Here is a 24,867-nt window from a genome sequence, read left to right on the forward strand (position 1 = left end):
TTCTACCGTAGCCCTATGTCCGGCCTGCTTGATGCCTGATGATGAACGATTCCCGAATTATTCCGACCACACGACCTTGCCTTCCATTATCGTAAGAGCCGGCCAGCCTTTCAGCTTCCAGCCTGTGAATGGCGTGTTCCGCCCTTTGGATGCGAACTCGGCCGGATCGACCGCCTTTTCCGTCTCCAGATCGATGAGCGTCAAGTCCGCCGCCGCGCCAACCTCAAGCTTGCCCCAAGGCAGTCCGAACACTTCCGCCGGAAGCTTGGTCATTTTGTCGACGAGGAACTGCAGCGTCCATTGTCCTGTTGCCACGAACTTCGTGTACAGGAGCGGGAAGGCCGTCTCGAAGCCGACGATCCCGAACGGCGCGAGCGCCATGCCGCGCGCCTTCTCTTCTTCGCTATGCGGCGCATGATCGGTGACGACGATATCGATCGTGCCGTCGAGCAATCCTTCGATGCAAGCCTGCACGTCGCGCGGTGTGCGGAGCGGTGGGTTCATTTTCCAGTTGGCGTCCATTCCCGGAATGTCCTCATCGGACAAGATCAGATGATGCGGACACACTTCCGCAGTCACCTTAATACCGAACTGCTTCGCATGACGGATCAGCCGAACCGACTGTTCGGTGCTGACGTGGCACACATGATAATGGACGCCTGTCGCCTCCGCGAGCAATATGTCGCGTCCCACATGAATCGCTTCGGACTCGTTCGGAATCCCCTTGAGTCCGTTCTTACGGGCGAATTCGCCTTCGGATACCGCGGCGCCTTCCACCAGCGTATTGTCTTCGCAGTGCGCGATGATCGGCATACCGATCGACGCGGCTTTGGCCATCGCGTCTTTCATCATTTGCGCGCTTTGCACGCCGACGCCGTCGTCGGTATACCCGATGACTCCCGCCGCTTTGAGCGCGTCAAAATCGGTAAGCTCGCGGCCGAGCTCGTTTTTCGTAATGCAGCCGTAGGGCAGCACGCGAACGATGCCTTCCGTCTCGGCTTTGTCCAGCACGTATTTTACCGTTTCTACCGTATCGATGACCGGCCGTGTGTTCGGCATGCAGGCGATGGTCGTAAACCCGCCGCGCGCCGCAGAACGCGTCCCGGTCGCTATCGTTTCTTTATGCTCGAAGCCCGGCTCGCGCAAATGCACGTGCATATCGATCAGCCCCGGCGTCAGAAGCTTGCCTTGCGCGTCGATCGCGGTATGGCCTGCCGTATCGGGCGCGGCGCCTTCTGCGATTTTTTCGATGATGCCGCCTTCTACGAGTATATGCTTTGTCGTTTGCGTGTTATCTGCGGTTACAACTGCTGCGTTAAGAATCCAAATTCCCATGAGGCCCTCCGCTTCTTTTCTTCATCTATATCATTTTGCCGTTTTACCGTTTCTAACCGGATGCGCTAACGCTTCTTAGCTCAGCGCCCGTTCAATGACCGCCATCCGAATCGGAACGCCGTGTCCCATTTGCGGGAAAATTCTCGACTTCGGCGACTCCACCAGCTCATCGTCGATCTCCACGTCCCGGTTCACCGGTGCCGGGTGCATAATGATGGCATGCGGCGCCATCCGTTCAGCCCTTTCTACCGTGAGGCCGTACGACGCGCGGTATTCCTCCGCCGAGCCGAACAGCGTTCCTTCGTGTCGTTCGAGCTGCACGCGCAGCATCATGACGACGTCGGCTTTCAGCGCTTCCTCCATCGAAATGTAGGAGGCATACTCGGCCAGCTCCGGCGCCTGCATGCCCGGCGGCGAGCAGAAGCTTACTTTCGCGCCGAGCGTCCGCAGCGCCCACAGATTCGAGCGCGCTACGCGGCTGTGCTGCACATCGCCGATGATCACTACATGGAGCCCTCGAATATGTCCAAACTGCTTGCGCATCGTATACAAGTCGAGCAGCGCCTGCGTCGGGTGCTCGTTGTTGCCGTCGCCCGCGTTGATCAGCGGCACTTTGATCTTTTGCGCCAGTTCGGCCAGCAGGCCGTTCGGCTTCATACGGATCACACCGGCGTCGATACCCATCGACTCGAGCGTCCGCACCGTATCGTAAATCGATTCTCCTTTTTGTACGCTGGAGACGGCCGCCGAAAAGTTCAGCACTTCCGCGCCGAGCCGCTTTTCTGCGACTTCAAAGGAAAACCGCGTTCTTGTGCTGTTTTCAAAAAACATGTTTGCTACAAAACGCCCTTGCAGGTGGTTCGATACTTTTACCGGGTACTGCTCCCAATATGCCGCCCGATCCAAAATCGACGTAATTTCTTGTTCGCTCAAGTCTTTGGTGCCAAGCAAGTGTTTATCCGTATGAACTTGAAGTCCGCTCATTCGTTTGGCCTCCTCTGCCCTTTTATGATCACCTGGTCGGTCCCGTCCACTTCATCCAATTGAACCTCGATGCTTTCGAGCCGCGAAGTCGGAATGTTTTTGCCGACATAATCCGGCCGAATCGGCAATTCCCGATGTCCCCGGTCGATCAGCACCGCGAGCTGAATCATCTGCGGACGCCCGAGGTCCATCAGCGCATCCATGGCTGCCCGGACCGTTCTTCCGGTATATAGCACATCGTCGAACAAGATCAGCTTCTTGTTCTGCACCTGCAGTCTGTCTTCGAGGAGCCCGGCGGCCTCTTCCCCGCTTCCCGCAAGCGCCGCTTCCGCGCTGCGGTCATCCCGATACTTCGTAATGTCGATCTCGCCTACCGGGGCAGGCACGCCTTCGATGTCCTGAATGCGTTCGGCCACCCGATTCGCCAAGTAGATGCCCCGCGTTCGGATTCCGATTAGCATGCAGTTCTCGAAGCCTTTGTTGCGCTCCAATATTTCGTGAGCAATCCGGGTCAGCGCCCGCCGTATGGCGGTCTCATCCATTAATACATGCTCGGTTTGCATCTAGCGCAGCCTCCTATACGTTGGGGTCGCTTGCGTTCCGTGTTTTGGTCGTGAGGCATAAAAAAAACCTTGCCTGTTTAGACAAGGTTTGCGTACACGAGCAGAAGGTCACCTTACCTCAGATCCAGCTATGGCTTATCCTGCCACCAGCCTGAGGTAGACCTCCTCTACTCAACGTTCACCTTGCCAGCCTCACGGGACTGTTATTTAAAGGTGCTATGTAATTGAAATTATTATCCCACTTTCGACATAGTCTGTCAATAGGCGCGCTGGGGAACCGGACGAGGATTGCTAGAGGCGGTCGTTTTATGCTATAAAAGAGGTAACGTTTGATTCCAACTGATAACTCGGCTTTGCTGTTGTAACAGTTGCAATCCTTTGACAACTGACAACTTGGCTTCGCGTTGTAACAGTTGCAATATCTTTGACAACTGACAACTTGGCCCCGCGTTGAAACAGTTGCAATCTTATTGACAACTGACAACCGGGCTTCGCGTTGTAACAGTTGCAATATACATAAGGAGCTGGAATTTCTTTTATGTCGATCGAAATGAATACAGAAGAAGTTATTAATCTCATCAAAACAAGCAAGAAAAAAACCCCGGTTAAAGTATACGTGAAGGGCGATCTGGAATCGATCGCATTCGGCGATGCGATTCAAGCGTTCGTCTCCGGCAAAAGCGGCGTGCTGTTCGGCGAATGGACCGACGTGAAAGCGGCGCTCGACGCAAACTCCGCGAAAATCGAAGACTACGTTGTAGAGAACGACCGCCGCAACTCGGCGATCCCGCTGCTCGACCTCAAAGGCATTAACGCCCGCATCGAGCCAGGCGCGGTCATCCGCGAAATGGTCGGCATCGGCGACAATGCGATTATCATGATGGGCGCGGTCATCAACATCGGCGCTTCGATCGGCGCAGGCACGATGATCGACATGGGCGTCGTCATCGGCGGCCGCGTAAAAGTCGGCAGCATGTGCCACATCGGCGCAGGCGCTGTGCTGGCAGGCGTAATCGAGCCGCCTTCCGCACAGCCGGTAGTGATCGAAGACGACGTGCTTGTAGGCGCGAATGCCGTTATTCTTGAAGGCGTGCGCGTAGGCAAAGGCTCCGTTGTAGCCGCTGGCGCCGTCGTTGTGGAAGACGTGCCGGAATATACGGTTGTCGCAGGTACCCCTGCCCGCATCATCAAGAAGGTCGACGACAAGACGAAGTCCAAGACCGAAATTTTGAAAGACCTTCGTACCCTGTAATCGATACAGAAACGGCTCGGCGATCAGACGCCGAGCCTTTCTATTAGATTATGACCGTTAGCTTATGACCGTTAGCTTATTGCCATTAGCTTATTGCCATCAAGGAGGCTTATGTCACTTATGACCGCCGTTACATCCGACCGATTCGTGCAAATACGCCGGGATCTTCATCAAATTCCCGAGCCCGGTTTTGAAGAATTCAAGACGCAGCGTTACCTGCTTGATTACATCGCGTCTTTGCCGCAGACCCGCCTTGAGGTCCGCACCTGGCGCACCGGCATTCTCGTGAATGTCAAAGGAACCGCACCGCAGCGGCGGTATGGATATCGCGCCGATATGGACGGCCTTCCGATTGCCGAGGAAACCGGTTATTCGTTCCCATCGACGCACCCGGGATTTATGCATGCTTGCGGGCATGACCTTCACATGACGATCGGCCTTGGCATCTTGACCCACTTCGCCCATCATCCGATCCGCGACGATCTGACCTTCATCTTCCAACCGGCGGAAGAAGGGCCGGGCGGCGCCGAGCCGATGCTTCACAGCGAGGAATTGCAAGATTGGATGCCAGACGAAATATTCGGTCTACATATTGCACCGGAGTATCCGGTTGGCACGATCGCAACCAAGCCGGGCATTCTATTCGCCAATACGTCCGAGCTGTTCATCGATTTGAAAGGCAAAGGCGGACATGCCGCGTTCCCGCATCACGCCAATGATATGATTGTCGCCGCCTGCCAGCTCGTCGGTCAGCTGCAGACCGTTATTTCCCGCAATGTGAATCCGTTGGATTCCTCCGTCATTACCATCGGTAAAATAACGGGCGGCACGAAGCAGAACATTATCGCGGAAAAAGCGAGGCTCGAAGGGACAATCCGTACGCTATCATCCGATACCATGACGCTCGTCAAAACGCGGATCGAAGCGCTCGTTCAAGGGATCGAAGCAGGGTTCCAGTGCAAGGCGGAGATCGATTATGGGGCGAATTATCGCCAAGTCTACAACGCCCATGAAGTAACCGCGCAGTTTATGGATTGGGTCCGTTCGACGAATAACGTAACGCTGATCGAATGTACCGAAGCGATGACTGGCGAAGACTTCGGTTATTTTCTGGAGAAAGTGCCCGGGTTTATGTTCTGGCTTGGCGTGAATACGCCATACGGCTTGCATCATGCCAAGATCGAACCGGACGAAGCGGCCATCGAAGTCGCGATTTCGTTAATGACACAGTATATTGGCTTCAGGGCATCTGAGTAAGCCATAATGCCCGTTCGGCAATCGTACTGCCATTCCTACCGGCCTCTGTCCGCGGCTACACACTTCGGAATAACAATAACAATCACAAAAGCTCGCCGCTTCGATCCAAGCACCGATAAGTGCCGTTCAAAGCAGCGAGCCTTTTTTATCATTATATATGGCAACCCTTCACGAATATTGCATCCTACAGTGCTTTCACGAACGCTTCCATTTTATCCATCGCTCGCTCCAGCACGTCCATCCCGTAGGCATACGAGATGCGGATGTAGCCTTCGCCGTACGTAGAAAAGGCATCGCCCGGCACGACGGCGACCCGCTGCTGCTCCAGCAGCTTCATCGTAAATTCCATCGAAGAAAGGCCGAAGCGCTGAATCGAAGGGAACAAATAAAAGGCGCCTTCCGGTTTCGCAAGCTCAAACCCCATGCCGACCAGCCGATCGTAGACGAAATCTCTCCGCTTCACATATTCCGCTTTCATCGGAAGCGCGTCGTCGATCCCGTTCGTGAGTGCTTCGATTGCCGCATACTGGCTAATCGAGCTCGCGCATGTGACATTATACTGATGCACTTTGACCATATGCTCGGATATATAAGCCGGAGCGAGCGTAAAGCCGATGCGCCAGCCCGTCATCGAGTGGGATTTGGATAATCCGTTGATGACGATCGTCTTCTCCCGCATGCCCGGAAGCAAAGCGATCGATCGATGCGGCGCATCATAGATCAGCTCGCTATAAATTTCGTCGGAAATGACGAACACATCGCGGTGTTCCAGCAGCTGCGCCATATCGGCAAGCTCCGATTCTGTCATGACCCGGCCTGTCGGGTTGGACGGGTAGCACAAAATGATGCAGCGCGTGCGCTCCGTCAAGTGCGGCTCGAGCAGCTCCGCCGTCAGCTTGAAGCCGTTGTCCCGCGTATCGACATAGACCGGAACACCGCCGCAAAGCCGAACAAGCGGCTCATAACCCGGATAGATCGGGCCGGGAAGGATCACCTCGGCCCCTTCGGTCAAAATCGTCCGCAGCGTAATATCGAGCGCTTGGCTTGCCCCGGTCGTGACGATAATCTCATTGGCCGCGCTGTAAGTTTGACCGTATTTACGCTGCACGAATTCGGATACCGCCTGCCTGAGCTCAGGCAGTCCGGGATTCGGCGTATAGGTCGTCCGGTGATCGGCGACCGCCTGCTCCGCGGCGCGCAGAATATGGTCCGGCGTCGGAAAATCCGGCTGGCCAATCGTCAGCGTGATCGCATCCTTGTACGTGCTCACCAAATTGGAAATTTTGCGGATGCCCGAAATTTGAATGTCTTTCACCTGCGGATTGATCAAATGCGTAAGCGGCTCGTTCCCCATGGGTTTCATCGTCCTTATCTTGTTTTTAAAACTTCCAGCAGCCGCACCATATCGTCGGGCAGCGGCGCTTCGAACTGGAGGAGCTCGCCGGTCCGCGGATGCTCGAACCCGAGCGCGGCCGCGTGCAGTGCTTGTCCTTCCATCGCAACGCCTTTATTTTTAGCCGGACCGTATTGCGGATCGCCGACCAGCGGGTGGCCGATAAATTTCATGTGCACCCGGATTTGATGCGTTCTGCCGGTTTCCAGCTTCAGTTCCACCAGCGTATAATCGCCGAACCGTTCCAATACGACGAAGTGCGTAACCGCATGCTTGCTGTTTTTATCCGTTACCGTGAACAATTTACGGTCTTTCGGATCGCGTCCGATCGGCGCGTCGATCGTGCCGTTGTCATGCGGTACGTTTCCATGCACGAGTGCAATATATTTTCTGTTAACGGAATGTTCCTTCAACTGCTCGCTCAGCGATTGATGCGCCTTATCGTTCTTGGCAGCCATCAGCAGCCCCGACGTGTCTTTATCGATCCGATGCACGATGCCCGGCCGCACGACGCCGTTAATGCCCGATAAATCTTGGCAATGGTACATCAGCGCATTGACCAGCGTGCCGCTATAATGTCCGGGCGCCGGGTGAACGACGAGGCCGCGCGGCTTATTGACTACGATGACATCCGCATCTTCGTACACTACGTCAAGCGGGATCGGCTCCGCCGTCAGCTCCAACAGCTCGGGCTCCGGCATGTCCAGAATCAACCGATCCTCTTCGGACAGCTTGTAATTCGGCTTCACCGTACGATCGTTCACCGTAACGCATCCGTCTTTGATCCACTGCTGAATTTGTGTGCGGGAAATGGAGTCGTCGAGCGATTCGGCCATAAATTTATCGATCCGTTCCCCCGCTTCCTCCGCCGCGATCACCCACTCATAACGTTCTTGATTGTCCTGCTCATCCTGCAATTCCATTTCCCGATCTGTGAAACTCATGATTGTGCGTCCCCGCTTTCCAGCGTTGTTTGTTTATTTTGCCTAGTTTCGCGGCGCCAGCTGATGAACGAGTCAATGAAAATGAGCGCTACCCCGATACATATCGAGGCATCGGCCAGATTGAAGATGGCGAACGTGTAATCGACCGGCGTGCCGAACCAGTTGAATTGAAAGCGGAACTGCAGAAAGTCAACCACTTCGCCGAATAAGGCGCGATCGATAAAATTGCCAAGCGCTCCGCCCAGCAGCAGGCTCAAAGCGAAAGGAAGCAGCTTTTTGCGCTCTTTCATCGTCTTCTGCAAATACCAGATGATCCCGACCGCAACGGCAATCGTAACGACAATGAAAAACCATCGCTGGTTTTGCAAAATGCCGAAGGCGGCGCCGCGGTTCCGGTGAGACGTGATTTGAAAAAATTCGCCGATGACGGATCGCGACTCGCCGATCATCAGCCGGTTTACGATCATCCATTTGGTTACTTGATCCAGCACCAGAACGATCAAAGCGTAAATGTAATATCTCAAGCTAACAACTCCTTACGCGTTTCTACGATTCAAGGATTTTCCTCAGCTAAAAACAGTCGGATCCGTTAAAAATACAAGCACATGCGATTGACAAAAAGGAGGCGTCCGTTTTTGACGAACCGTCCGGTTAACCAAAGCACGCTTACACCCGAACAGCTTCAGCAGCTTGCCGGAAAGCTTCGCGATGAGAAGCAGTGGCTTGATGCCCACTTCGACTCCGGTAATAACGATGGATTGGAACAATCACTGCGCGACACCACAGGCGAACTGTCCGCCTATGATAACCACCCCGCCGATCTCGGCTCCGAGATGTTCGAACGGGAAAAAGATATTGCCTTGAACGAAAACGCGGAACGCCATCTGACCGACATCAACGAAGCGCTTCAGCGCATCGAATCCGGCGATTACGGGGTTTGCCGCACCTGCGGCAAGGCTATCTCGTTCGAGCGGCTCGAAGCGATGCCGACGGCCGCTTATTGCGTGGAGCATGTGCCGGATCCGCATGTATCGGAACGGCGTCCGGTCGAAGAAACCATCCTGGCCCCTCCGTTCGGCCGCACCAGCCTGGACGAGCTTCCGGAGCAAAATCAGTTCGACGGCGAAGATGCCTGGCAAATCGTCGAAAGCTGGGGGACGTCCAACTCCCCGGCGATGGCCGAGAACCCGAACAAGTCGAGCAACTACAACGAAATGGAAATTGAACCGGATGAGAACGAAGGCTATGTGGAAGCCTACGAGAGCTTCCTGGCCACCGACATTTACGGCCAGCAGGTAACCGTCGTACGTAATCAAGCGTATAAGCATTATATGCAAAACGGCGAAGGCGACGGACTGCTGGAGCCTGACATGCTAGCCGAAGACAGCTACGATTAAAGCAGCAACAACGAGCGGCTCCGGACGGTTGATCCGGACGGAACGGCTCGTTGTTTTTTTTGAACGTTATTGCCTTCGTTATGCCCCCGCAACGGCTCCCGACTTGATCACGCCGGCACAGCGTTTGCACAAGGTCGAATGCGCTTCGTCATGCCCGACTTCCGGCGTAACAATCCAGCAGCGCTCGCACTTCTCGCCTTCTGCGACGGTCACTTTCACGGAAGCGCCCTTGAACTTGCTTGCGCCTTCCGGTGCCGCAGCACCCGCTTCATGAACGGTCACCGCCGACACGATGAACAGCTGGTCGAGCTGCTCAAAGCCTTTGAGCAGTTCCGCCGTATCCGCGTTTGGATACAGATGGACGGCGGCGCTCAGCGAGTTGCCGATCAGCTTCTCTTTGCGCGCTTCCTCAAGCGCCTTCAGCACATCGTCGCGAAGCTCGATAAATTGCTCCCACTTCGCTTCCAGCTTCTCGTCGAACAGCGAAGCATCGACGGCAGGCAGTTCCGCTACTTGCACGGTCGGCAGCTGCACGCCCGGAATGTATTTCCACACTTCGTCGGCTGTATGCGGCAATATCGGAGCAATCAGCTTCGTGATCGCCGTCAGCGCATCGTACAGTACCGTTTGCGCCGCGCGGCGGGCCGGGTCGTTCGGTACGCTTGCGTACAAGCGGTCTTTCAGTATATCCAGATAAAACGCGCTCATCTCTACGGCGCAGAAATGATGCACCGCTTGATAGACGACATGGAATTCATAGTTGTCGTACGCTTTCCCGACCCGATCGATCATCCGATGCAGACGCAGCAGCGCAAACCGGTCAAGCTCGCTCATCTGCGCAGCCGCTACACGATCTTGAGCCGGATCGAAGTCGGACAAGTTGCCGAGCAAAAAGCGCAGCGTGTTGCGGATTTTCCGGTATACTTCCGTAATCTGGCTCAAAATGTTATCCGAAATCCGCACGTCGGACTGATAATCCACCGAAGATACCCACAGGCGAAGAATGTCGGCGCCAAGCTTATCGCATACTTGATTCGGATCGACCGTATTGCCCAGCGATTTGGACATTTTGCGGCCTTCGCCGTCCAAGGTGAAGCCGTGACTCAAAATGCCTTTGTACGGCGAAGTTCCTTTTACCGCTACGCCTGTAATAAGCGAAGAGTTATACCAGCCGCGGTATTGGTCGGAGCCTTCCAGGTACAGATCGGCCGGCCATTGCAGCTCGTCGCGCGTTTCCAGCACAGCCACATGGCTGGAGCCTGAATCGAACCAGACGTCCATGATGTCCGTTTCTTTTCGGAAATGGTCATGTCCGCATTTCGGACAAACCGTATTCGCCGGCAGCAGGTCCTTCGCGTCTTTTTCAAACCAGGCATTGGACCCTTCCTGCTCAAAAATCGAAGCGACATGCTCAATCGTTTCCTGCGTGGCAACCGGCTCGTTGCAGCTGCGGCAGTAGAAGATCGGAATCGGCACGCCCCATGCCCGCTGACGTGAAATACACCAGTCTCCGCGATCGGCGATCATATTGTGCAGACGAATTTCGCCCCACTCCGGCGTCCAGTTGATGCGTTTGATTTCGTCCAGCATCTCTTGTCTGAATTTATCGACCGAAGCGAACCATTGCTCTGTCGCCCGGAAAATAACCGGCTTCTTCGTCCGCCAGTCGTGCGGATATTGGTGCTGAATGAAGCTCATGTGCAGCAGATGGCCGGACTCCGTCAGTTTTTCCGTAATCACTTTATTCGCTTTGTCGTAGAACATGCCTTCGAAGCCAGGGGCTTCCGCCGTGAAATGGCCCTGATTGTCCACTGGGCACAGCACGCCGAGATTGTACTTCTGTCCCACGATAAAGTCGTCTTCCCCGTGTCCCGGCGCGGTGTGAACGCAGCCCGTACCAGCTTCGAGCGTCACGTGCTCGCCGACCATAACCAGCGATGTGCGGTCGTAGAACGGGTGGCGGCACAATACATGCTCCAGCTCGCTCCCTTTGAGCGTCGACAGCACCTTCACGTCGGTCCAGCCGATTTCCTTCGAAGCCGCTTCGAGCAGCCCTTGCGCCAGCACATACTTCTTCCCTGCCGCTTCGACAAGCGCATAATCGAAGTCCGGATGCACGCTGATCCCGAGATTCGCCGGCAGCGTCCAAGGCGTCGTCGTCCAGATCACGATCGAAGCGTCCTCAGGCAGCTTGCCTTTGCCGTCCTGCACCTGGAAAGCGACATAGATCGATGCGGACGTCTTGTCCTTGTACTCGATCTCCGCTTCCGCCAGCGCGCTCTCCGAGGAAGGAGACCAGTACACCGGCTTCAGCCCTTTATAAATGTACCCCTTGTTCACCATGCCGCCAAATACGCGAATTTGCTGCGCTTCGTACTTCGGCAGCAGCGTAATGTACGGGTTGTTCCAATCGCCGCGGATGCCCAGACGCTTGAACTGCTTCTTCTGCTTCTCCACCCACTGCAGTGCGTACTCCTTACAGTAATCGCGGAACTCGGTGACGCTCATTTTTTTACGGTCGACTTTGCCGCCATTGGCGATCGCCTGCTCGATCGGCAGCCCGTGCGTGTCCCAGCCCGGAACGTAAGGCGCGTCGTAGCCCTGCATCGTTTTATGGCGAACGATAATATCTTTCAATATTTTATTCAGCGCGTGACCGATATGAATGTCGCCGTTGGCGTAAGGGGGGCCGTCATGCAAAATAAATTTCGGCTTGCCTTTCCGGCTCTCCTGCACAAGTTTGTAAATATCCTGTTCTTCCCATTGCAGCTGCATTTTCGGTTCCGCCTGCGGCAAGTTGCCGCGCATCGGAAAATCCGTCTGCAGCAGGTTCAATGTTTTGCCATAATCCATGTTCATCGCACTCCCTGTCTTCATCCTGATCCATTCAAACATCAAAAAAGACCTCTTATCCCTAAGTAGGGACGAGAAGTCTCGCGGTACCACCCTGATTAAGACAATGGACGCCGGCGTCCTGTACGCCGCTCCAGATGTCTTCGCTCTGGCGATCGATAACGGGATCAACCGATCTGCTTTACTGCCTTCATGTCGACAACTGACAGCTTCCATACCTCTGTCCCCGTTGCGACCAGGTTCGAGCGATGCTCCCGGGTGATTTTCCTTCGCCGCCACAGCCCGGGCTCGCACCAAATCCCCGGTTCGCTGACAATAGCCGTTGCAAAGTACTCTTCCCAATCATCGTTTTCATCATGTGAACTTATACAGGAGTATAGCGAAAATTATGCTTTGCGTCAACTCTGCGCGGCTGCGGCGGCGCTCGGTTAATCGCATTCCCCTGTCCGAATCGGACGGACGGCTCGTCCGAAAGCATCACTGTCTCTTTCAAAGCATAATGCAGCGGTTACTGATCGAACCCGTGCTCTGAATCGTCCGCCTCCTGCAAGCTTAAGGCTGCTCCACTTCTACCCGTTCCAGCGAGCTCCAGTCTTCATTGCCGAGCAGTTCGAGCTGCGCTTCGATCAGCGTGCGGAAGCGCGTGCGATAAATCGAAGCCTGCTTCTTAAGCTCCTCGATCTCCAAGGCGATTTTGCGCGATTTGGCCAGCGACTCGTTGATGATCCGATCGGCGTTCTTCTCGGCTTCCTTCAGAATCAGCTGCGCTTCCTTCTTCGCATTCGACCTCACTTCATCTGCCGCTTCCTGAGCGATAATGATCGTCTTGCTCAGCGTTTCCTCGATATTGGAAAAGTGGTCCAACCGCTCTTGGATTGCAGCAAGCTGATTTTGTTGCTCTTTATTCTCGCGGATCAGCGATTCGTAGTCTTTGATGACCTGATCGAGAAATTCGTTCACGTCATCTTCGTCGTATCCCCGAAACGATCTGCTGAATTCTTTGTTATGTATATCGAGCGGTGTTAATGCCATTGCTGCACCTCCTGCAAATTTGACAAACGAGCTGGCGTTTTTCTCCAAGATATGTAATTGCTATATTCGACAAGGCCGCTTATATTCCTGCAATGCCAAACAAAAAAATCGGCAATTACGCATATTTGCCGATTTTCAGTCGATATCTCCCTTTTTTTGTCAACCCTTCGATCTCCAGCACTTTAAAACGGCCGAACCCTTGCAGCGATACGACGTCGCCTTCTTTCAGCGGCTTGCTGGGGTCCTCTTCCTGCTTCCAGTTGACCTTGCAGCGTCCGGCCTTGATCGGAACAAGCACTTTGGCCCGGCTCAACCGGTACGCATCGCTCGCGATTCCATCCAATCGCAGCGAAGCCACCGTCAAATGCAATTCCTCCAGCTTCGTCTCCGTCGCTTCCAGTCCGCTCAGCGGCAACTGCTCCGTCTGCACATGCACCCGATGCACCTGATTCAGATGGAGCCGCATATAATCGGCAACCTCGTTCGCCACTAGAAAGTGGCAGCCATCCTCGCGCGGGTAAATGTCCCCGATCTTGTCCCGCTTGATACCGAGCGCAAGAATCGCTCCCATATAATCGCCATGATCCAGATCTTTCAGCTTATCGTCCAGCGAAGTGACGTTAATCAGGGAGATGCCCATGTCTTCTTCGTCCAGCACCCGGTAATCCGGCGCAATGAGCGCTCTTCTGCGTTCCGCCTGCGGATGCCCGCCCTCCAGCCGAACCTGCACATCCTGGCTCCGATTGATGATCGTCGCGAGAATGTGCGCTTGCCGCGGGTCCAGGAAATCCGTAAGCTTGACCGTGTGCTGCTCCGCCCGCTCCACCCATTCGACCGCCTTATCGACAAACCGGCTCTCATCCGGGTGGAAGTGCGCGTAAATATGCTCGTTCGTCAAAACGGTTCACCTGCATTCAGCTTAACTTAAGGGATAAAAAACTCAAGCACTGCAATAATACCCATGCCCACAAAACGCAGCGCGATCAGCGCAACGATCGGCGAAATGTCGATCATGCCCGCGATCGGCGGGATAAACCGGCGGAATACGCCAAGATACGGTTCGCACAGCTTGCCCAGCATTTCGCCGATAAAGCTCTCTCTTGCGCTCGGCAGCCATGACAGCAGAACATAGGCAATAATCACATATTGATAAATGTTGACCAGTGTAAGGATATAACTTTCGATGGAGTACAAGCTGAAGCTCACCTCGTTCTCAAAGTAATAGTCGCTAGCTCTCTTGATTCATTATTTCCGAGATCGAGCCGTGAATTTCAACGGTATCCGGGGTACACAAAAAAATATTCGGACCGATCTTGGAAATCGAACCGTTCAAAGCGTAGACGGTGCCGCTCAAAAAATCGACAATTCGCGTCGCGTGATCGGGACGCACCCGGTGAAGATTGACCACGACGGGCCGGCGCGAACGCAAATGGTCGGCAATTTCCTGCGTTTCGTCGTACGAACGCGGTTCGTTTAGCACGACTCGGACATTCTTTTGTGAATGTATGCTAACGATGTTTCCCTTATTCTTACGCGTCTCCGCGAATGGGGTTTCAAATTCCTCCTGCGGCTCGGCTGCGCGCTCGCGATCTCGTTCGCGCTCGACGACCTCTTCTTCTTCCTGCAAGCCCAAAAAATTCATGAATTTATTCATGACGCCCATTCCCTCTCCTCCTCTGCAGCTTTCCAATTCATATCGTAAAAAGACATGCCGAGAGCTTTCCTGCTTATTCTTTACCCACCAATATCGAGCCTAGACGCGCCCACGTTGCGCCCTCTTCGATCGCCACTTCAAAATCGTTCGACATGCCCATCGATAAATGCGGCACTTTATAGTCCAGAATCGCCGCTTCGTTCAATCGGTCACGCCACTCGCGCAGCCCCCGGAACACCGGCCGTGTCGATTCCGGCTCCGCTTCGTAAGGCGCCATCGTCATTAAGCCGACGACGCGAATATGCTTCAGATCGCGGATCGATTCGGCAAACGGCAGCAGCGCTTCCGGCGCCAATCCGTATTTCGACTCTTCCCCGGACACGTTGAGCTGGATGAAGCAGTTCACGGCGAGTCCGAGCTGAGCGGCCTTTTTATCGATTTCCTTTGCAAGCGACAGCCTGTCCAACGAATGAATGTAGGCGAATTTGCCTACGACGTCCTTTACTTTATTCGTCTGAAGATGGCCGATAAAGTGCCATGTCCCTTCGCTGCCGAACGTCTCCCATTTGGGCTGCGCATCCTGCCAGCGGTTCTCTCCGACATGCGAGAGCCCTTGCCTGAACACTTCTCCGGTCGTTGCCAGCGATACGTATTTCGTGACGGCGATCAGCTCGACTTCGTCGCGGCTGCGGCCCGCCCGGCGGCATGCATCCGCCACCTTCGTTTCAACCTCTTGTATGCGTTCTTTCAGCGTTGTAGCCAATCTTACGTTCACCTCATCATGCGGCACGGCCGAGTATCGTACCGGCCGTTCCCTACTGTTCCTTCAATCCGATCCAGGCAGCCATCCGCCCGGTTTTGCCGTTTTCTTTACGATGCGAAAAAAACAAATCGGTCCGGCAGCTTGTGCATAAACCTGTTATTTCGATATGCGACGGCAAAATTCCTGCTTTTATCATAATTTGTCGGTTTAATTGTTGCAAGTTCAAGTTGTATTTTCCTTCCGATTTGCGCTCGTAGACAGCCACCACTCCTTCCGCTCCGCCTCCGAGGCCATGAAGCTCAGGCAGCAGCTTGTCGACACGGGAAATGACCGCATCGTCCACTTCGTAGCAGCATGCCCCGATCGATGGCCCGATCGCCGCAATCACATCCCTCGGTTTCGTACCATACGCCGCGCCCATCGTCTCCAGCGTCGCTTGAGCGATTTGCAGCACCGTCCCCTTCCAGCCGGCATGGGCCAGCCCCACCGCACGTCGAATCGGGTCGTAAAAATACAGCGGCACGCAATCGGCGAACTGCGCAAACAAAAATACGCCCGGCTCGTTCGTGACGAATCCGTCCTTCGCCTGCAGCGCCTTGTCGCGCGAATCATTGCCTGCCCCGCGCAGCGAACGGCTGACAACTTGAATCTCTTTGCCGTGCACTTGCTCGGCATAGGTCGAAGCAGCGAACGGGATGCCCAGCGCATCCGCCAATCGCCGCCGGTTGGTTACCACCGCTGCGGGATCGTCGCCGACGTGGAGGCCGCAGTTGAGGCTGCCGAACGGCTCGCCGCTGACGCCGCCGATCCGGCTCGTAAATCCGGCGGACAGCTGCGGGTACCGTTCCGACCATAATGCTATAGGTAACGTAACGCTGCCGTTCCCGGCTGCTTGCTTCGCGAATGGTTCCATCGTTTGCGCTCCCCTCCCGGTATCATCCTTTAAGTATACACTAAGCGAAAAAAAAGAGCATCCGCGTCCGTCACGGGCTGCTCTCGTTGTCTCCGGCCGGCGCTGCTTAAGCGCGGTAAGGCCGGTTGTTGTTGTATTCATAAGACGGGTCGTTTTCATCTTGCGGACGATACGTTCGCAAATCATCCAGTTTGACAAGGACGACGTCCATTCCGATTTTGACGATATTTTTCCAAGGAATAACGACTTCGGTCGTCCCCCCGAACAGCCCGAAGAAGCGGGTCGAATTCGGCACCACGATCGCTTCGATCCGGCCGCCCCGCAAATCCAGCTCCAGATCGCTCACTTGCCCCAATTTTTTGCCGTCCACGATATTGATCACGTCTTTGGTTTGAAAATCCGATATTTTCACGCTGCAACCACCACGTATTCTCATGGATTGGGCGTTCCTGCCTGCGCCCTTTTTTATACTATATGTGGGAGCCCAGCAAAATGTCCATGCAGCGGAAGAAACTTTCCTAATGATTTAAAAAGACCTGTCCGCTTCTGGCGGTTCAGGTCTTCGTCATCATACCGTATATGCCCGTCAGCACAAGGCTTAATTTTTTACATGCTTCTGCATTTGCGAGATGGCCGACTTCTCCAGCCGGGATACTTGCGCTTGCGAAATGCCGATCTCGTCCGCCACTTCCATCTGCGTCTTCCCGTCGAAAAAACGCATCGACAATATCATTTTCTCCCGGTCATTGAGCTTGCGCATTGCCTCCCGAAGGGCAATGCCTTCGATCCACGAGACGTCCTTGTTACGGTCGTCGCTGATTTGATCCATCACATAGATCGGATCGCCGCCGTCATGATAGATCGGCTCGAACAGCGAAACCGGATCCTGAATCGCATCAAGCGCGAATACGACGTCTTCTTTCGGTACGTTCAGCGCTTCGGAAATTTCATAAATCGTCGGCTCGCGCGAGTTCTGGTTCGTCAGTTGATCCCGCACCTGCAGCGCCTTGTAGGCGATATCGCGAAGCGAACGGGAAACGCGAATCGGGTTGTTGTCGCGCAAATACCGGCGGATCTCCCCGATAATCATCGGCACGGCGTACGTGGAGAATTTCACGTTTTGGCTTAAATCAAAATTATCTATGGCCTTCATCAGTCCGATACATCCGACTTGAAACAGGTCGTCGACAAATTCCCCGCGGTTGTTGAACCGCTGAATGACGCTCAGGACGAGCCTGAGGTTGCCGTTGACTAATTTCTCTCTTGCAGACCGCTCATTCTTCGTTTGCAAATCAACGAACAGTTCACGCATTTCCGCATTGGTCAAAACCGGTAGCTTTGCCGTATCGACGCCGCATATTTCGACTTTGTTTCGGGTCACCGTGATTACCTCCCAAGGAGAAACATTACTGTTAATTATCTCCTCGGAATGTTTTTTTATGCGCGTCGCTGTCGAGCGGGTACGACCCCAACCGACATAAAAAACGGGCTAAATCCAGTCAGGACAAGCCCGTTTTCGCTTACATTCGACATAAAAAAAGATTTTTTACCATTTCATACCATTTTATTGAATTCCTTGCGGAGTCGCTTGATAATGCGTTTTTCCAGCCGGGAGATGTAGGATTGCGAGATCCCGAGCATATCGGCGACGTCCTTCTGCGTCTTCTCCTCGCCATCCTGCAGCCCGAAGCGCAGCTCCATAATGATCCGCTCCCGCTCAGACAGCTTATCCAATGCCTTATGCAGCAGCTTCCGGTCCACCTGCTCCTCAATATTACGGTAGATTGTATCATTCTCGGTGCCGAGCACGTCGGAGAGCAACAGCTCGTTGCCGTCCCAGTCGATATTGAGCGGCTCATCGAAGGATACTTCGGTACGGATTTTGCTGTTGCGGCGCAGGTACATGAGAATTTCGTTCTCGATGCAGCGCGAGGCATACGTCGCCAGCTTGATTTTTTTCTCGGGATCGAACGTATTGACTGCTTTAATGAGCCCGATCGCGCCGATCGAGACGAGATCCTCGATGTTGATACCAGTGTTCTCGAATTTACGGGCGATATAGACGACCAGACGCAGATTGCGCTCAATCAATATGGCGCGGATCGCCGCGTCTCCCGACGGAAGCTTCTCCAGCAAATATTCTTCCTCTTCGCGGGTGAGCGGGGGCGGCAGCGCTTCGCTTCCTCCGATGTAGTAAATCTCTTCTCCTTTGAGCCCGAGCAGCAGCAAAAGACGGAAATAATAAATTTGCAGTATGAGCTTCCATTTCACTAGCATATTGAGCATCCTCCCGTTCACCAATGAGATTTATGCTGGATCGCCTGTCCGTGCCATGTGCCGACAGACCCTTATTCCAATTGCAGCAATGACGGATGAATAATTGCCTGGTAAGCGTTATCAGAGCTAAGCCGGCCGCCGTCGAGCCCGATCAGCACTTTACTCGCTTCGATCTGTTTGCCGTCCGTCGTAATGACGACCCGATCCGGTTTGATCGCCAGCATAAATTGCGTACTCCGGTTCACCCCCCGATAAGGAACCAGCCTCAGCCGGTCCTGCCATATAAAAGGCTCCGTCCCGATCGCAGACACCAGCTGATCCACCTCGGAACGGCGTATTTTGTTCATCCATGCTTCCGGGATGTGTTCTCCCCACTGACCGGCCTCCATCACCATGACGGGCGTTCGGGTCAGCGGATCGTACAGCTGATTGCCGGTATCGATCAAGCCTACGCAGCTCGAAGCGAATGCGTCGATATGCACGTCCACTTTTGCCATGAAGACTGACAGCTCCTGCTTGCGCTTCAGCCCGGATATGACTTGGCGGTATACCCATACGGCAAAAGGAATCGAGAATACGAGCATCGGCAGCGTCACCTTCATATCCCGGCTGAACAATATGCCGCTTACGACTTCACCGGATGACTGCCAGAAATACGCGACGCTGAGCACAGCGCCGGCCGCAATGAAATTAATGAGGTAAAACACGCCCACATTCCGCAAAAAGTGCTGCAGTCCTCCGTAGCCGAATGCCGTTAGCAGCATGAGCAGCGAAAGCAGAAATTTGACGGCAAACGTGTACAGAAAGGAAAGCGGCGGAAAAAAAAGAAAAATGGCGTAGCTGCCGCCTATGATTGCGGATAGCGCGAGCCGCCAATAGCGGTAGCGGATTTTTCGCGACCAGGCGGTCGTCCACAGCAGCATCCCGTCGATCAGCACGTTGAACAGGAAAATGATATCGAGATAGACGACCATTTTCCGTTCCACCCGCCTCTCTCTCGTCTCGCTCGGCTTGATTGAGACAAGTATATAGCAAATATATTTCAAAGTCTGTCTAAACATGCCGATTACAAGAGACTATTTTTGTCGGATGGGGGTAGTTGGAAGAAAGGCTCCACAAGCTTCCCTCCGGTCTTGGAGCAGCATGGGAACGCGAAAAAACCGCCTCCTTTGCGAGAAAGGAGGCGGCTCAGTTGATTGTAGCGGAGAAATTACTTGTCGAAGTTGTTGCGGTTGCGATTGCGCAAAAACGCCGGAATGTCGAGCTGATCATTCGAGCTTTGCCCGCCAAAAGGGCGAAGGTTGTTCAACCGCGAATCGGAAGAATCGTTCTGTGGATGCGCAGCGTTTGTAGGGGTACTGTTGCCTCCCGGCTTGCGCGCTCCCGGTTGCGGAGCTGCTTTATATTCGAAGCCCGTCGCGATGACGGTCACTTGAATTTCGTCTTTCAGCGATTCGTCGATGACCGCGCCGAAGATCATGTTCACTTCGAGATCGCAAGCAGACGCGACAATATCGGCCGCTTCGTTCACTTCATAGAGGGACAGGTTAATGCCGCCTGTAATGTTCATCAGTACGCCGCGCGCTCCGTCGATGGACGTCTCCAGCAGCGGGGACGAAATCGCCTTCTTCGCCGCTTCCGCCGCGCGATTCTCTCCCGTCGCGATGCCAATGCCCATCAGGGCCGAGCCGCGCTCGGTCATAATCGTCTTGACGTCGGCGAAGTCGAGGTTAATGAGACCCGGCACCGCAATAAGGTCGGAAATGCCTTGAACGCCTTGACGCAGCACGTTGTCCGCTTCGCGGAACGCTTCCAGCATCGGCGTTTTCTTGTCGACGATTTCGAGCAATCGGTCGTTGGGAATAACGATCAGCGTGTCCACTTTCTCTTTGAGCGCAGCAATCCCCTGCTCAGCCTGCATTTGACGCTTGCGGCCTTCGAATGTGAACGGACGGGTGACAACCCCTACCGTCAGTGCGCCGCATTCTTTGGCGATCTCCGCGATGACCGGAGCCGCTCCCGTTCCCGTACCGCCGCCCATACCGGCCGTAACGAAAACCATGTCGGAGCCTTTGAGCGTATTTACGATCAGGTCGCGGGATTCTTCCGCCGCTTTCTTGCCTACCTCCGGATTGGCTCCGGCGCCGAGACCGCGCGTCATTTTGTCGCCGATCTGCAGCTTTTGTTCCGCTTTGGCATAGTGCAGCGCCTGGGCATCCGTGTTCACCGTAATGAACTCTACGCCCTTCACGCCGTTGTCGATCATCCGGTTGACGGCATTGCTGCCGCCCCCGCCTACGCCAATGACTTTTATTTTTGCTAAATGGTCCATGTCCATATCGATTTCAAACATTTGAGCGTCTTCCCCCTCATTCGGCTATGCCTAAAGCAGCCTGACTGTTCTTAAATGAATTCACTTAACCAGTTTTTGAATCGTTCCATAGCCGAGGGCTTTTGCTCTTGACTGTAGGCCGCCTTTTTGCTTGCTGGGCCGGTTGTCTTCTTCACGGATGATCCACTCTTGGCGCTGCGCAAATATTTCGAAGCGTATTGAATGATGCCTACGCCGCCCGTAAAAGCGGGGTCGCGCACGCCAATATAGTCCGGCACCGCAATCCGTACGGACGAGGCCAGCTCCGCTTGCGCGATGGCGAGCATGCCCGGCATCGAAACGGTCCCGCCGGTCAGCACATATCCGCCAGGCAGTTCCGTAAAGCCGAGACGCTGCACTTCGAGCCCAATCAAATGGAATATTTCCTGAACCCGTGGTTCGATAATGTTTGCCAGATCGACCTGGGAAAATTCCTTGTCGACATTGCTGCCGATTCGGTTCACTTTAAACACCTGATCGGCCGCCGCATGTTCGACGATGGCGCAGCCGAACTTGAGCTTGATCTTCTCGGCCACATCGGCTTGCGTTCTCAAGCCGTATGCAATATCGTTCGTAATGAACTCTCCCCCGATCGGAAGGGTTGTGGTCGCCACCATATTGTTTTCATCAAAAATAGCAATCGTCGTGGCGCCCGCGCCGATATCGACCAGCACGGTACCGATTGCCTTCTCGTCTTTGGACAAGGCCAGGTGACCTGCAGCCAGCGACATCAAAATAAGGCCGGCTACCTTCAATCCCGATTTCTCTACTACGCGGAGCAAATTATGTATCGCCGTCTTCGTGCCCGTGACAATCGTGGCTTCCACTTCAAGCCTGACGCCGATCATGCTTCGCGGATCGTGAATTTGATCCGTTCCGTCTACAACGTACTGATTCGGTACGACTCCGATAATTTCCCGTTCCGGTGCTAATGGAATCACTTTGGCCGCTTGAATGACACGCTCAATGTCGTCGTCCCCGATCTCCCGGTCTTCGTTCGAAACGGCGACGACGCCGTGGCTCGACTGCAGTGCGATATGATTGCCGGAGATACCAACGTATACTTCGGCAATTTGGATACCTACCATTCTTTCCGCGTGATCAACTGCGTTTCGAATGGACTGCACCGTTTGATCGATATCTACAATGGCTCCCTTGCGAATTCCCTGGGAGTCGGCAGATCCAACTCCAATTATATTAATGGCGCCGTTTACGACTTCCCCAATAATAGCACGAACTTTGGATGTACCGATGTCCAAACTAACAATGATGTCATTGCTGCTCAACCCGTGGCACCTCCTGTAACAAGTGTAATATATGAGCCTTGGTCAGCAAACCTCCTGTATTAATTCCACACAGCTCACGAATTCCCTTTTTTTTTTACAAACTTTTTGATCGCATTTTCATACAAAATCTACAAATATCCCATAATTTCAATTCTATCATTTATTTGGATAATTGAGTAGAGGAAACTATTTAATTTCGCGTCGTTTCTTTGGCCGGCGGTTTGGCATCTTTGCCGCTGCTTGCGCCGGATGCCGCGTTGTTCTGAGCAGCCGGCTGGGAAGCTTTGGAAGCGTCCTTGGTTGAACCGGCAGGAACGGCGGCTCCAGTGTCATTCGCGCCGCTTTTGGCCGGCGGTTCCGCTTCGAACGGAATATGGGAATCCGCTTCGAGCAGCTTGATAATGCCGCTCGTAATCTTGTTTTCTCGCAAAGAAGCGATATAGGAATCGAGATATTTGATTTTCTCCGGCAGCTTGCCGATCGTCGTCTGCACCTCGAACGAAGACCTCGTGTACATTTTGATCCGGTCGGGAAACGAATCGCTGGGGAACGGCTTGATCTCGGAAATATCGGAGAAGTAGGACAAAGGCACTTTCGACATCGCCAGGCACAGCTTCGTTTTGAGCGGATCGTCATTCGCCCAGCCGGATAATATCGGCATATCGAGCGCGACGCCCTGTATTTTGACCGGAACGACGCTGGCGTCGGCGAGCAGCGCCTCCACCTGCCCGCTATCGCTGATCTGGTAGGCGACTTTGGCATATTCCTTCACTTCGATCAAGATCTTTCCCGGGAAATGCTTCGACGCGTTGACGGATTCGACCATGCGCAGCGCTCGTACCTGGTCTTCGATGCGGCTGGTGGAGACGGAGAAGAAGTGGTCTCCCGCCTTGACTCCGGCGGCTTGTCCGATTTCATCCGGCGCTACGAGCTCTTGACCTTCGATCTCGATCACCGTAATTTTACTCAAGGACGATTGGAAAAATAATACCAGCAGCAACGTGATGAAAAACACAAACAGGAAAAGAAGCAGCTTCCTGCTGCTGCGTGCTCGTCTTTTCGGGCTTGGATTTTTAATAACCGGCAACCGCTCTGCTGGCATGGGGAGTCCTCCTGAAATCTAGGGTACGTCGGTAACGGTACCCAAAAATATGTAAACCGCCTAGTATCCCTCTCCGGGCAACCGACAGCGATATACGCAGTAACGGTTGCAACGTTCTTGACAACTGACAGCGCCGACTGCGCGGTAACAGTTGCAACGTGGAAAAGGGATATTTCAGCGGCAGCTAGCATAAGGATAAATAAGTGCTTACTCTGTCTTTACGGGGAACGTGCGCTGTATGGCGGCTCCAAGTCGGCCGAGCATCAGCTCGATCCGCTCATAGCCCCGGTCGATATGATGAATCTGCTCGATCACCGTCGAGCCTTGCGCAGCCAGACCGGCAATCACGAGTGCGGCTCCCGCCCGCAAATCGGTAGCTTCCACCGTAGCGCCGTACAGCCTCGGCACGCCTCGTATAAACGCCGAGTTCAAATCGACCCGAATATCCGCGCCCATGCGCGATAGTTCATCCACATGTCTGAATCTGCCTTCGAATACCGTTTCTTTCACAACGCTGAGCCCGTCTGCCAAACTGAACAGCACCATGATCTGCGATTGCAAATCGGTCGGAAACGACGGGTATGGCGAGGTCACGACACGCTCGATGGACTTTGGCCTTGCCAAAGCGCATACGTTCATTATATCACCGTGGATCGTGATTTGAACACCCGCCCTTTTGAGGACGTGAATGGCCGAGGTCAAATGCGCCGGACATATTTGCTCCAGCGTCACGTTGCCTCTCGTGACGGCTGCGGCAATCATCAATGTGCCTGCGACGATTCGGTCGGGTATAATCCGATAAGTACAAGGGGTTAACTCGGAAACGCCTTCGATTGTAATCGTATCCGTCCCTGCCCCGATAATTTTGGCGCCCATCGCGTTCAAGAAATTTTGCAAATCTTGAATTTCCGGCTCCCGGGCTGCGCCCGTGATCGTGGTCATGCCTTTGGCCATGACCGCCGCCATCATAATATTTTCCGTAGCGCCTACGCTCGGATAATCGAGCACGATTTCGGCGCCTCGAAGCTCTTCCGCCGTACATACGACCTTATTGCCGCTCTCTTCGATGACTGCCCCCAGTGCCGCAAGGCCGCGCAGGTGCAGATCGATCTTTCGTTCGCCGATGGCGCATCCGCCTGGTTGATACAGCTCTACCCGACCCACACGGCTAAGCAGCGGGCCCATCAGGAAGATCGACGATCGCATCTGGCTCATCAAACTTTCGGGAATATGGAATTCATGCACTCCTGTCGTGTTTACGGTTACCGTATCGCCTGTGTGCCCGGCTTCGCAGCCCAGCGCGCGCAGAATATCCAGCATGACATGGATGTCGGAAAGATTCGGCACGTTCTGAATGTGTACTGCACCTTCCGCCATAATGCTTGCCGCCATAATCGGCAGCGCTGCATTTTTGGCGCCGTGAATCCTGATGGTTCCCGCAAGAGGTCTCCCACCTTCGATCACCAACTTTTCCAAAGTCCCACCTCCGAT

At 54.2% G+C, this 24,867-nt stretch carries 24 protein-coding genes and 1 other annotated feature; of the genes, 3 read left to right on the plus strand and 21 right to left on the minus strand.

Going from position 1 to position 24,867, the window contains the following annotated elements:
- Window positions 1–57: 57 nt before the first annotated feature.
- From KXG62_RS03960 to pyrR, 3 genes are all read right to left on the minus strand, one after another.
- Window positions 58–1,335 carry a dihydroorotase gene (locus tag KXG62_RS03960; protein WP_218090610.1) on the minus strand — a complete coding sequence of 426 codons (1,278 nt, stop codon included), beginning with the start codon at window positions 1,333–1,335 and terminating at the stop codon, window positions 58–60.
- Between the two features lie 75 nt (window positions 1,336–1,410).
- Entirely contained in the window at window positions 1,411–2,319 is a 909-nt protein-coding gene (locus KXG62_RS03965; protein WP_218090611.1) for an aspartate carbamoyltransferase catalytic subunit, read from the minus strand.
- Window positions 2,316–2,882 (minus strand): bifunctional pyr operon transcriptional regulator/uracil phosphoribosyltransferase PyrR, encoded by a 567-nt coding sequence (gene pyrR, locus KXG62_RS03970; protein ID WP_218090612.1) that lies wholly within the window; start codon window positions 2,880–2,882, stop codon window positions 2,316–2,318. The genes KXG62_RS03965 and pyrR overlap by 4 nt, the downstream gene beginning before the upstream one ends.
- Before the next feature lie 538 nt (window positions 2,883–3,420).
- Here pyrR and dapD point away from each other — a divergent pair.
- A complete protein-coding gene (gene dapD, locus KXG62_RS03975) occupies window positions 3,421–4,134 on the plus strand; it encodes a 2,3,4,5-tetrahydropyridine-2,6-dicarboxylate N-acetyltransferase (protein ID WP_218090613.1) in 714 nt (237 codons plus the stop codon).
- A gap of 120 nt (window positions 4,135–4,254) precedes the next feature.
- Window positions 4,255–5,391, plus strand: coding sequence for an N-acetyldiaminopimelate deacetylase (locus KXG62_RS03980; protein ID WP_218090614.1), 1,137 nt, complete (start codon window positions 4,255–4,257; stop codon window positions 5,389–5,391).
- 184 nt (window positions 5,392–5,575) lie between these two features.
- Here the strand turns inward: KXG62_RS03980 and KXG62_RS03985 are convergent, their stop codons facing one another.
- Genes KXG62_RS03985 through lspA form a run of 3 tightly spaced genes read right to left on the minus strand, consistent with a single transcriptional unit; the run spans window position 5,576 to window position 8,252 of the window.
- Window positions 5,576–6,745 (minus strand): aminotransferase A, encoded by a 1,170-nt coding sequence (locus KXG62_RS03985; protein WP_218090615.1) that lies wholly within the window; start codon window positions 6,743–6,745, stop codon window positions 5,576–5,578.
- A gap of 14 nt (window positions 6,746–6,759) precedes the next feature.
- Window positions 6,760–7,728: an RluA family pseudouridine synthase gene (locus KXG62_RS03990; protein WP_218090616.1), complete on the minus strand. Its 969-nt coding sequence runs from the start codon at window positions 7,726–7,728 to the stop codon at window positions 6,760–6,762.
- A complete protein-coding gene (gene lspA / locus KXG62_RS03995; RefSeq protein WP_218090617.1) occupies window positions 7,725–8,252 on the minus strand; it encodes a signal peptidase II in 528 nt (175 codons plus the stop codon). The genes KXG62_RS03990 and lspA overlap by 4 nt, the downstream gene beginning before the upstream one ends.
- 111 nt (window positions 8,253–8,363) lie before the next feature.
- On the opposite strand from lspA, the gene KXG62_RS04000 reads away from it, so the two are divergent.
- A complete protein-coding gene (locus tag KXG62_RS04000; protein WP_246627279.1) occupies window positions 8,364–9,125 on the plus strand; it encodes a TraR/DksA C4-type zinc finger protein in 762 nt (253 codons plus the stop codon).
- A 78-nt stretch (window positions 9,126–9,203) separates the two neighbouring features.
- Here KXG62_RS04000 and ileS read toward each other — a convergent pair whose 3' ends face one another.
- The 15 genes from ileS to murA form a co-directional block, all read right to left on the minus strand.
- Complete coding sequence (gene ileS, locus KXG62_RS04005; protein WP_218090619.1) at window positions 9,204–11,978, minus strand: isoleucine--tRNA ligase; 2,775 nt, start codon at window positions 11,976–11,978, stop codon at window positions 9,204–9,206.
- Window positions 11,979–12,042: 64 nt separating this feature from the next.
- Window positions 12,043–12,333: a binding site (T-box leader), on the minus strand.
- 197 nt (window positions 12,334–12,530) lie between these two features.
- Window positions 12,531–13,010 (minus strand): DivIVA domain-containing protein, encoded by a 480-nt coding sequence (locus KXG62_RS04010; protein WP_218090620.1) that lies wholly within the window; start codon window positions 13,008–13,010, stop codon window positions 12,531–12,533.
- A gap of 115 nt (window positions 13,011–13,125) precedes the next feature.
- On the minus strand, window positions 13,126–13,908 hold the full coding sequence (locus KXG62_RS04015; protein ID WP_218090621.1) for a YlmH family RNA-binding protein: 783 nt from the start codon (window positions 13,906–13,908) through the stop codon (window positions 13,126–13,128).
- A gap of 26 nt (window positions 13,909–13,934) precedes the next feature.
- Window positions 13,935–14,204 carry a YggT family protein gene (locus KXG62_RS04020; protein ID WP_218090622.1) on the minus strand — a complete coding sequence of 90 codons (270 nt, stop codon included), beginning with the start codon at window positions 14,202–14,204 and terminating at the stop codon, window positions 13,935–13,937.
- Between the two features lie 34 nt (window positions 14,205–14,238).
- A complete protein-coding gene (locus tag KXG62_RS04025; protein ID WP_218090623.1) occupies window positions 14,239–14,673 on the minus strand; it encodes a cell division protein SepF in 435 nt (144 codons plus the stop codon).
- 64 nt (window positions 14,674–14,737) lie between these two features.
- Window positions 14,738–15,427, minus strand: coding sequence for a YggS family pyridoxal phosphate-dependent enzyme (locus KXG62_RS04030; RefSeq protein ID WP_218090624.1), 690 nt, complete (start codon window positions 15,425–15,427; stop codon window positions 14,738–14,740).
- Window positions 15,428–15,479: 52 nt separating this feature from the next.
- Complete coding sequence (pgeF, locus tag KXG62_RS04035) at window positions 15,480–16,340, minus strand: peptidoglycan editing factor PgeF (RefSeq protein ID WP_218090625.1); 861 nt, start codon at window positions 16,338–16,340, stop codon at window positions 15,480–15,482.
- A gap of 106 nt (window positions 16,341–16,446) precedes the next feature.
- Window positions 16,447–16,752: a YlmC/YmxH family sporulation protein gene (locus KXG62_RS04040; protein WP_218090626.1), complete on the minus strand. Its 306-nt coding sequence runs from the start codon at window positions 16,750–16,752 to the stop codon at window positions 16,447–16,449.
- 186 nt (window positions 16,753–16,938) lie between these two features.
- Window positions 16,939–17,721: an RNA polymerase sporulation sigma factor SigG gene (gene sigG / locus KXG62_RS04045; protein WP_218090627.1), complete on the minus strand. Its 783-nt coding sequence runs from the start codon at window positions 17,719–17,721 to the stop codon at window positions 16,939–16,941.
- 173 nt (window positions 17,722–17,894) lie between these two features.
- Complete coding sequence (sigE, locus tag KXG62_RS04050) at window positions 17,895–18,617, minus strand: RNA polymerase sporulation sigma factor SigE (RefSeq protein ID WP_218090628.1); 723 nt, start codon at window positions 18,615–18,617, stop codon at window positions 17,895–17,897.
- Between the two features lie 71 nt (window positions 18,618–18,688).
- A complete protein-coding gene (spoIIGA, locus tag KXG62_RS04055) occupies window positions 18,689–19,591 on the minus strand; it encodes a sigma-E processing peptidase SpoIIGA (RefSeq protein ID WP_218090726.1) in 903 nt (300 codons plus the stop codon).
- A gap of 236 nt (window positions 19,592–19,827) precedes the next feature.
- Complete coding sequence (gene ftsZ / locus KXG62_RS04060) at window positions 19,828–20,970, minus strand: cell division protein FtsZ (protein WP_218090629.1); 1,143 nt, start codon at window positions 20,968–20,970, stop codon at window positions 19,828–19,830.
- Window positions 20,971–21,020: 50 nt separating this feature from the next.
- Window positions 21,021–22,274: a cell division protein FtsA gene (ftsA, locus tag KXG62_RS04065; protein WP_218090630.1), complete on the minus strand. Its 1,254-nt coding sequence runs from the start codon at window positions 22,272–22,274 to the stop codon at window positions 21,021–21,023.
- A gap of 190 nt (window positions 22,275–22,464) precedes the next feature.
- Window positions 22,465–23,376: a cell division protein FtsQ/DivIB gene (locus KXG62_RS04070; protein WP_218090631.1), complete on the minus strand. Its 912-nt coding sequence runs from the start codon at window positions 23,374–23,376 to the stop codon at window positions 22,465–22,467.
- Between the two features lie 207 nt (window positions 23,377–23,583).
- On the minus strand, window positions 23,584–24,852 hold the full coding sequence (murA, locus tag KXG62_RS04075; RefSeq protein ID WP_218090632.1) for a UDP-N-acetylglucosamine 1-carboxyvinyltransferase: 1,269 nt from the start codon (window positions 24,850–24,852) through the stop codon (window positions 23,584–23,586).
- Between the last annotated feature and the right edge of the window lie 15 nt (window positions 24,853–24,867).

This window comes from Paenibacillus solanacearum (assembly GCF_910593845.1).
Classification (GTDB): domain Bacteria; phylum Bacillota; class Bacilli; order Paenibacillales; family NBRC-103111; genus Paenibacillus_G; species Paenibacillus_G solanacearum.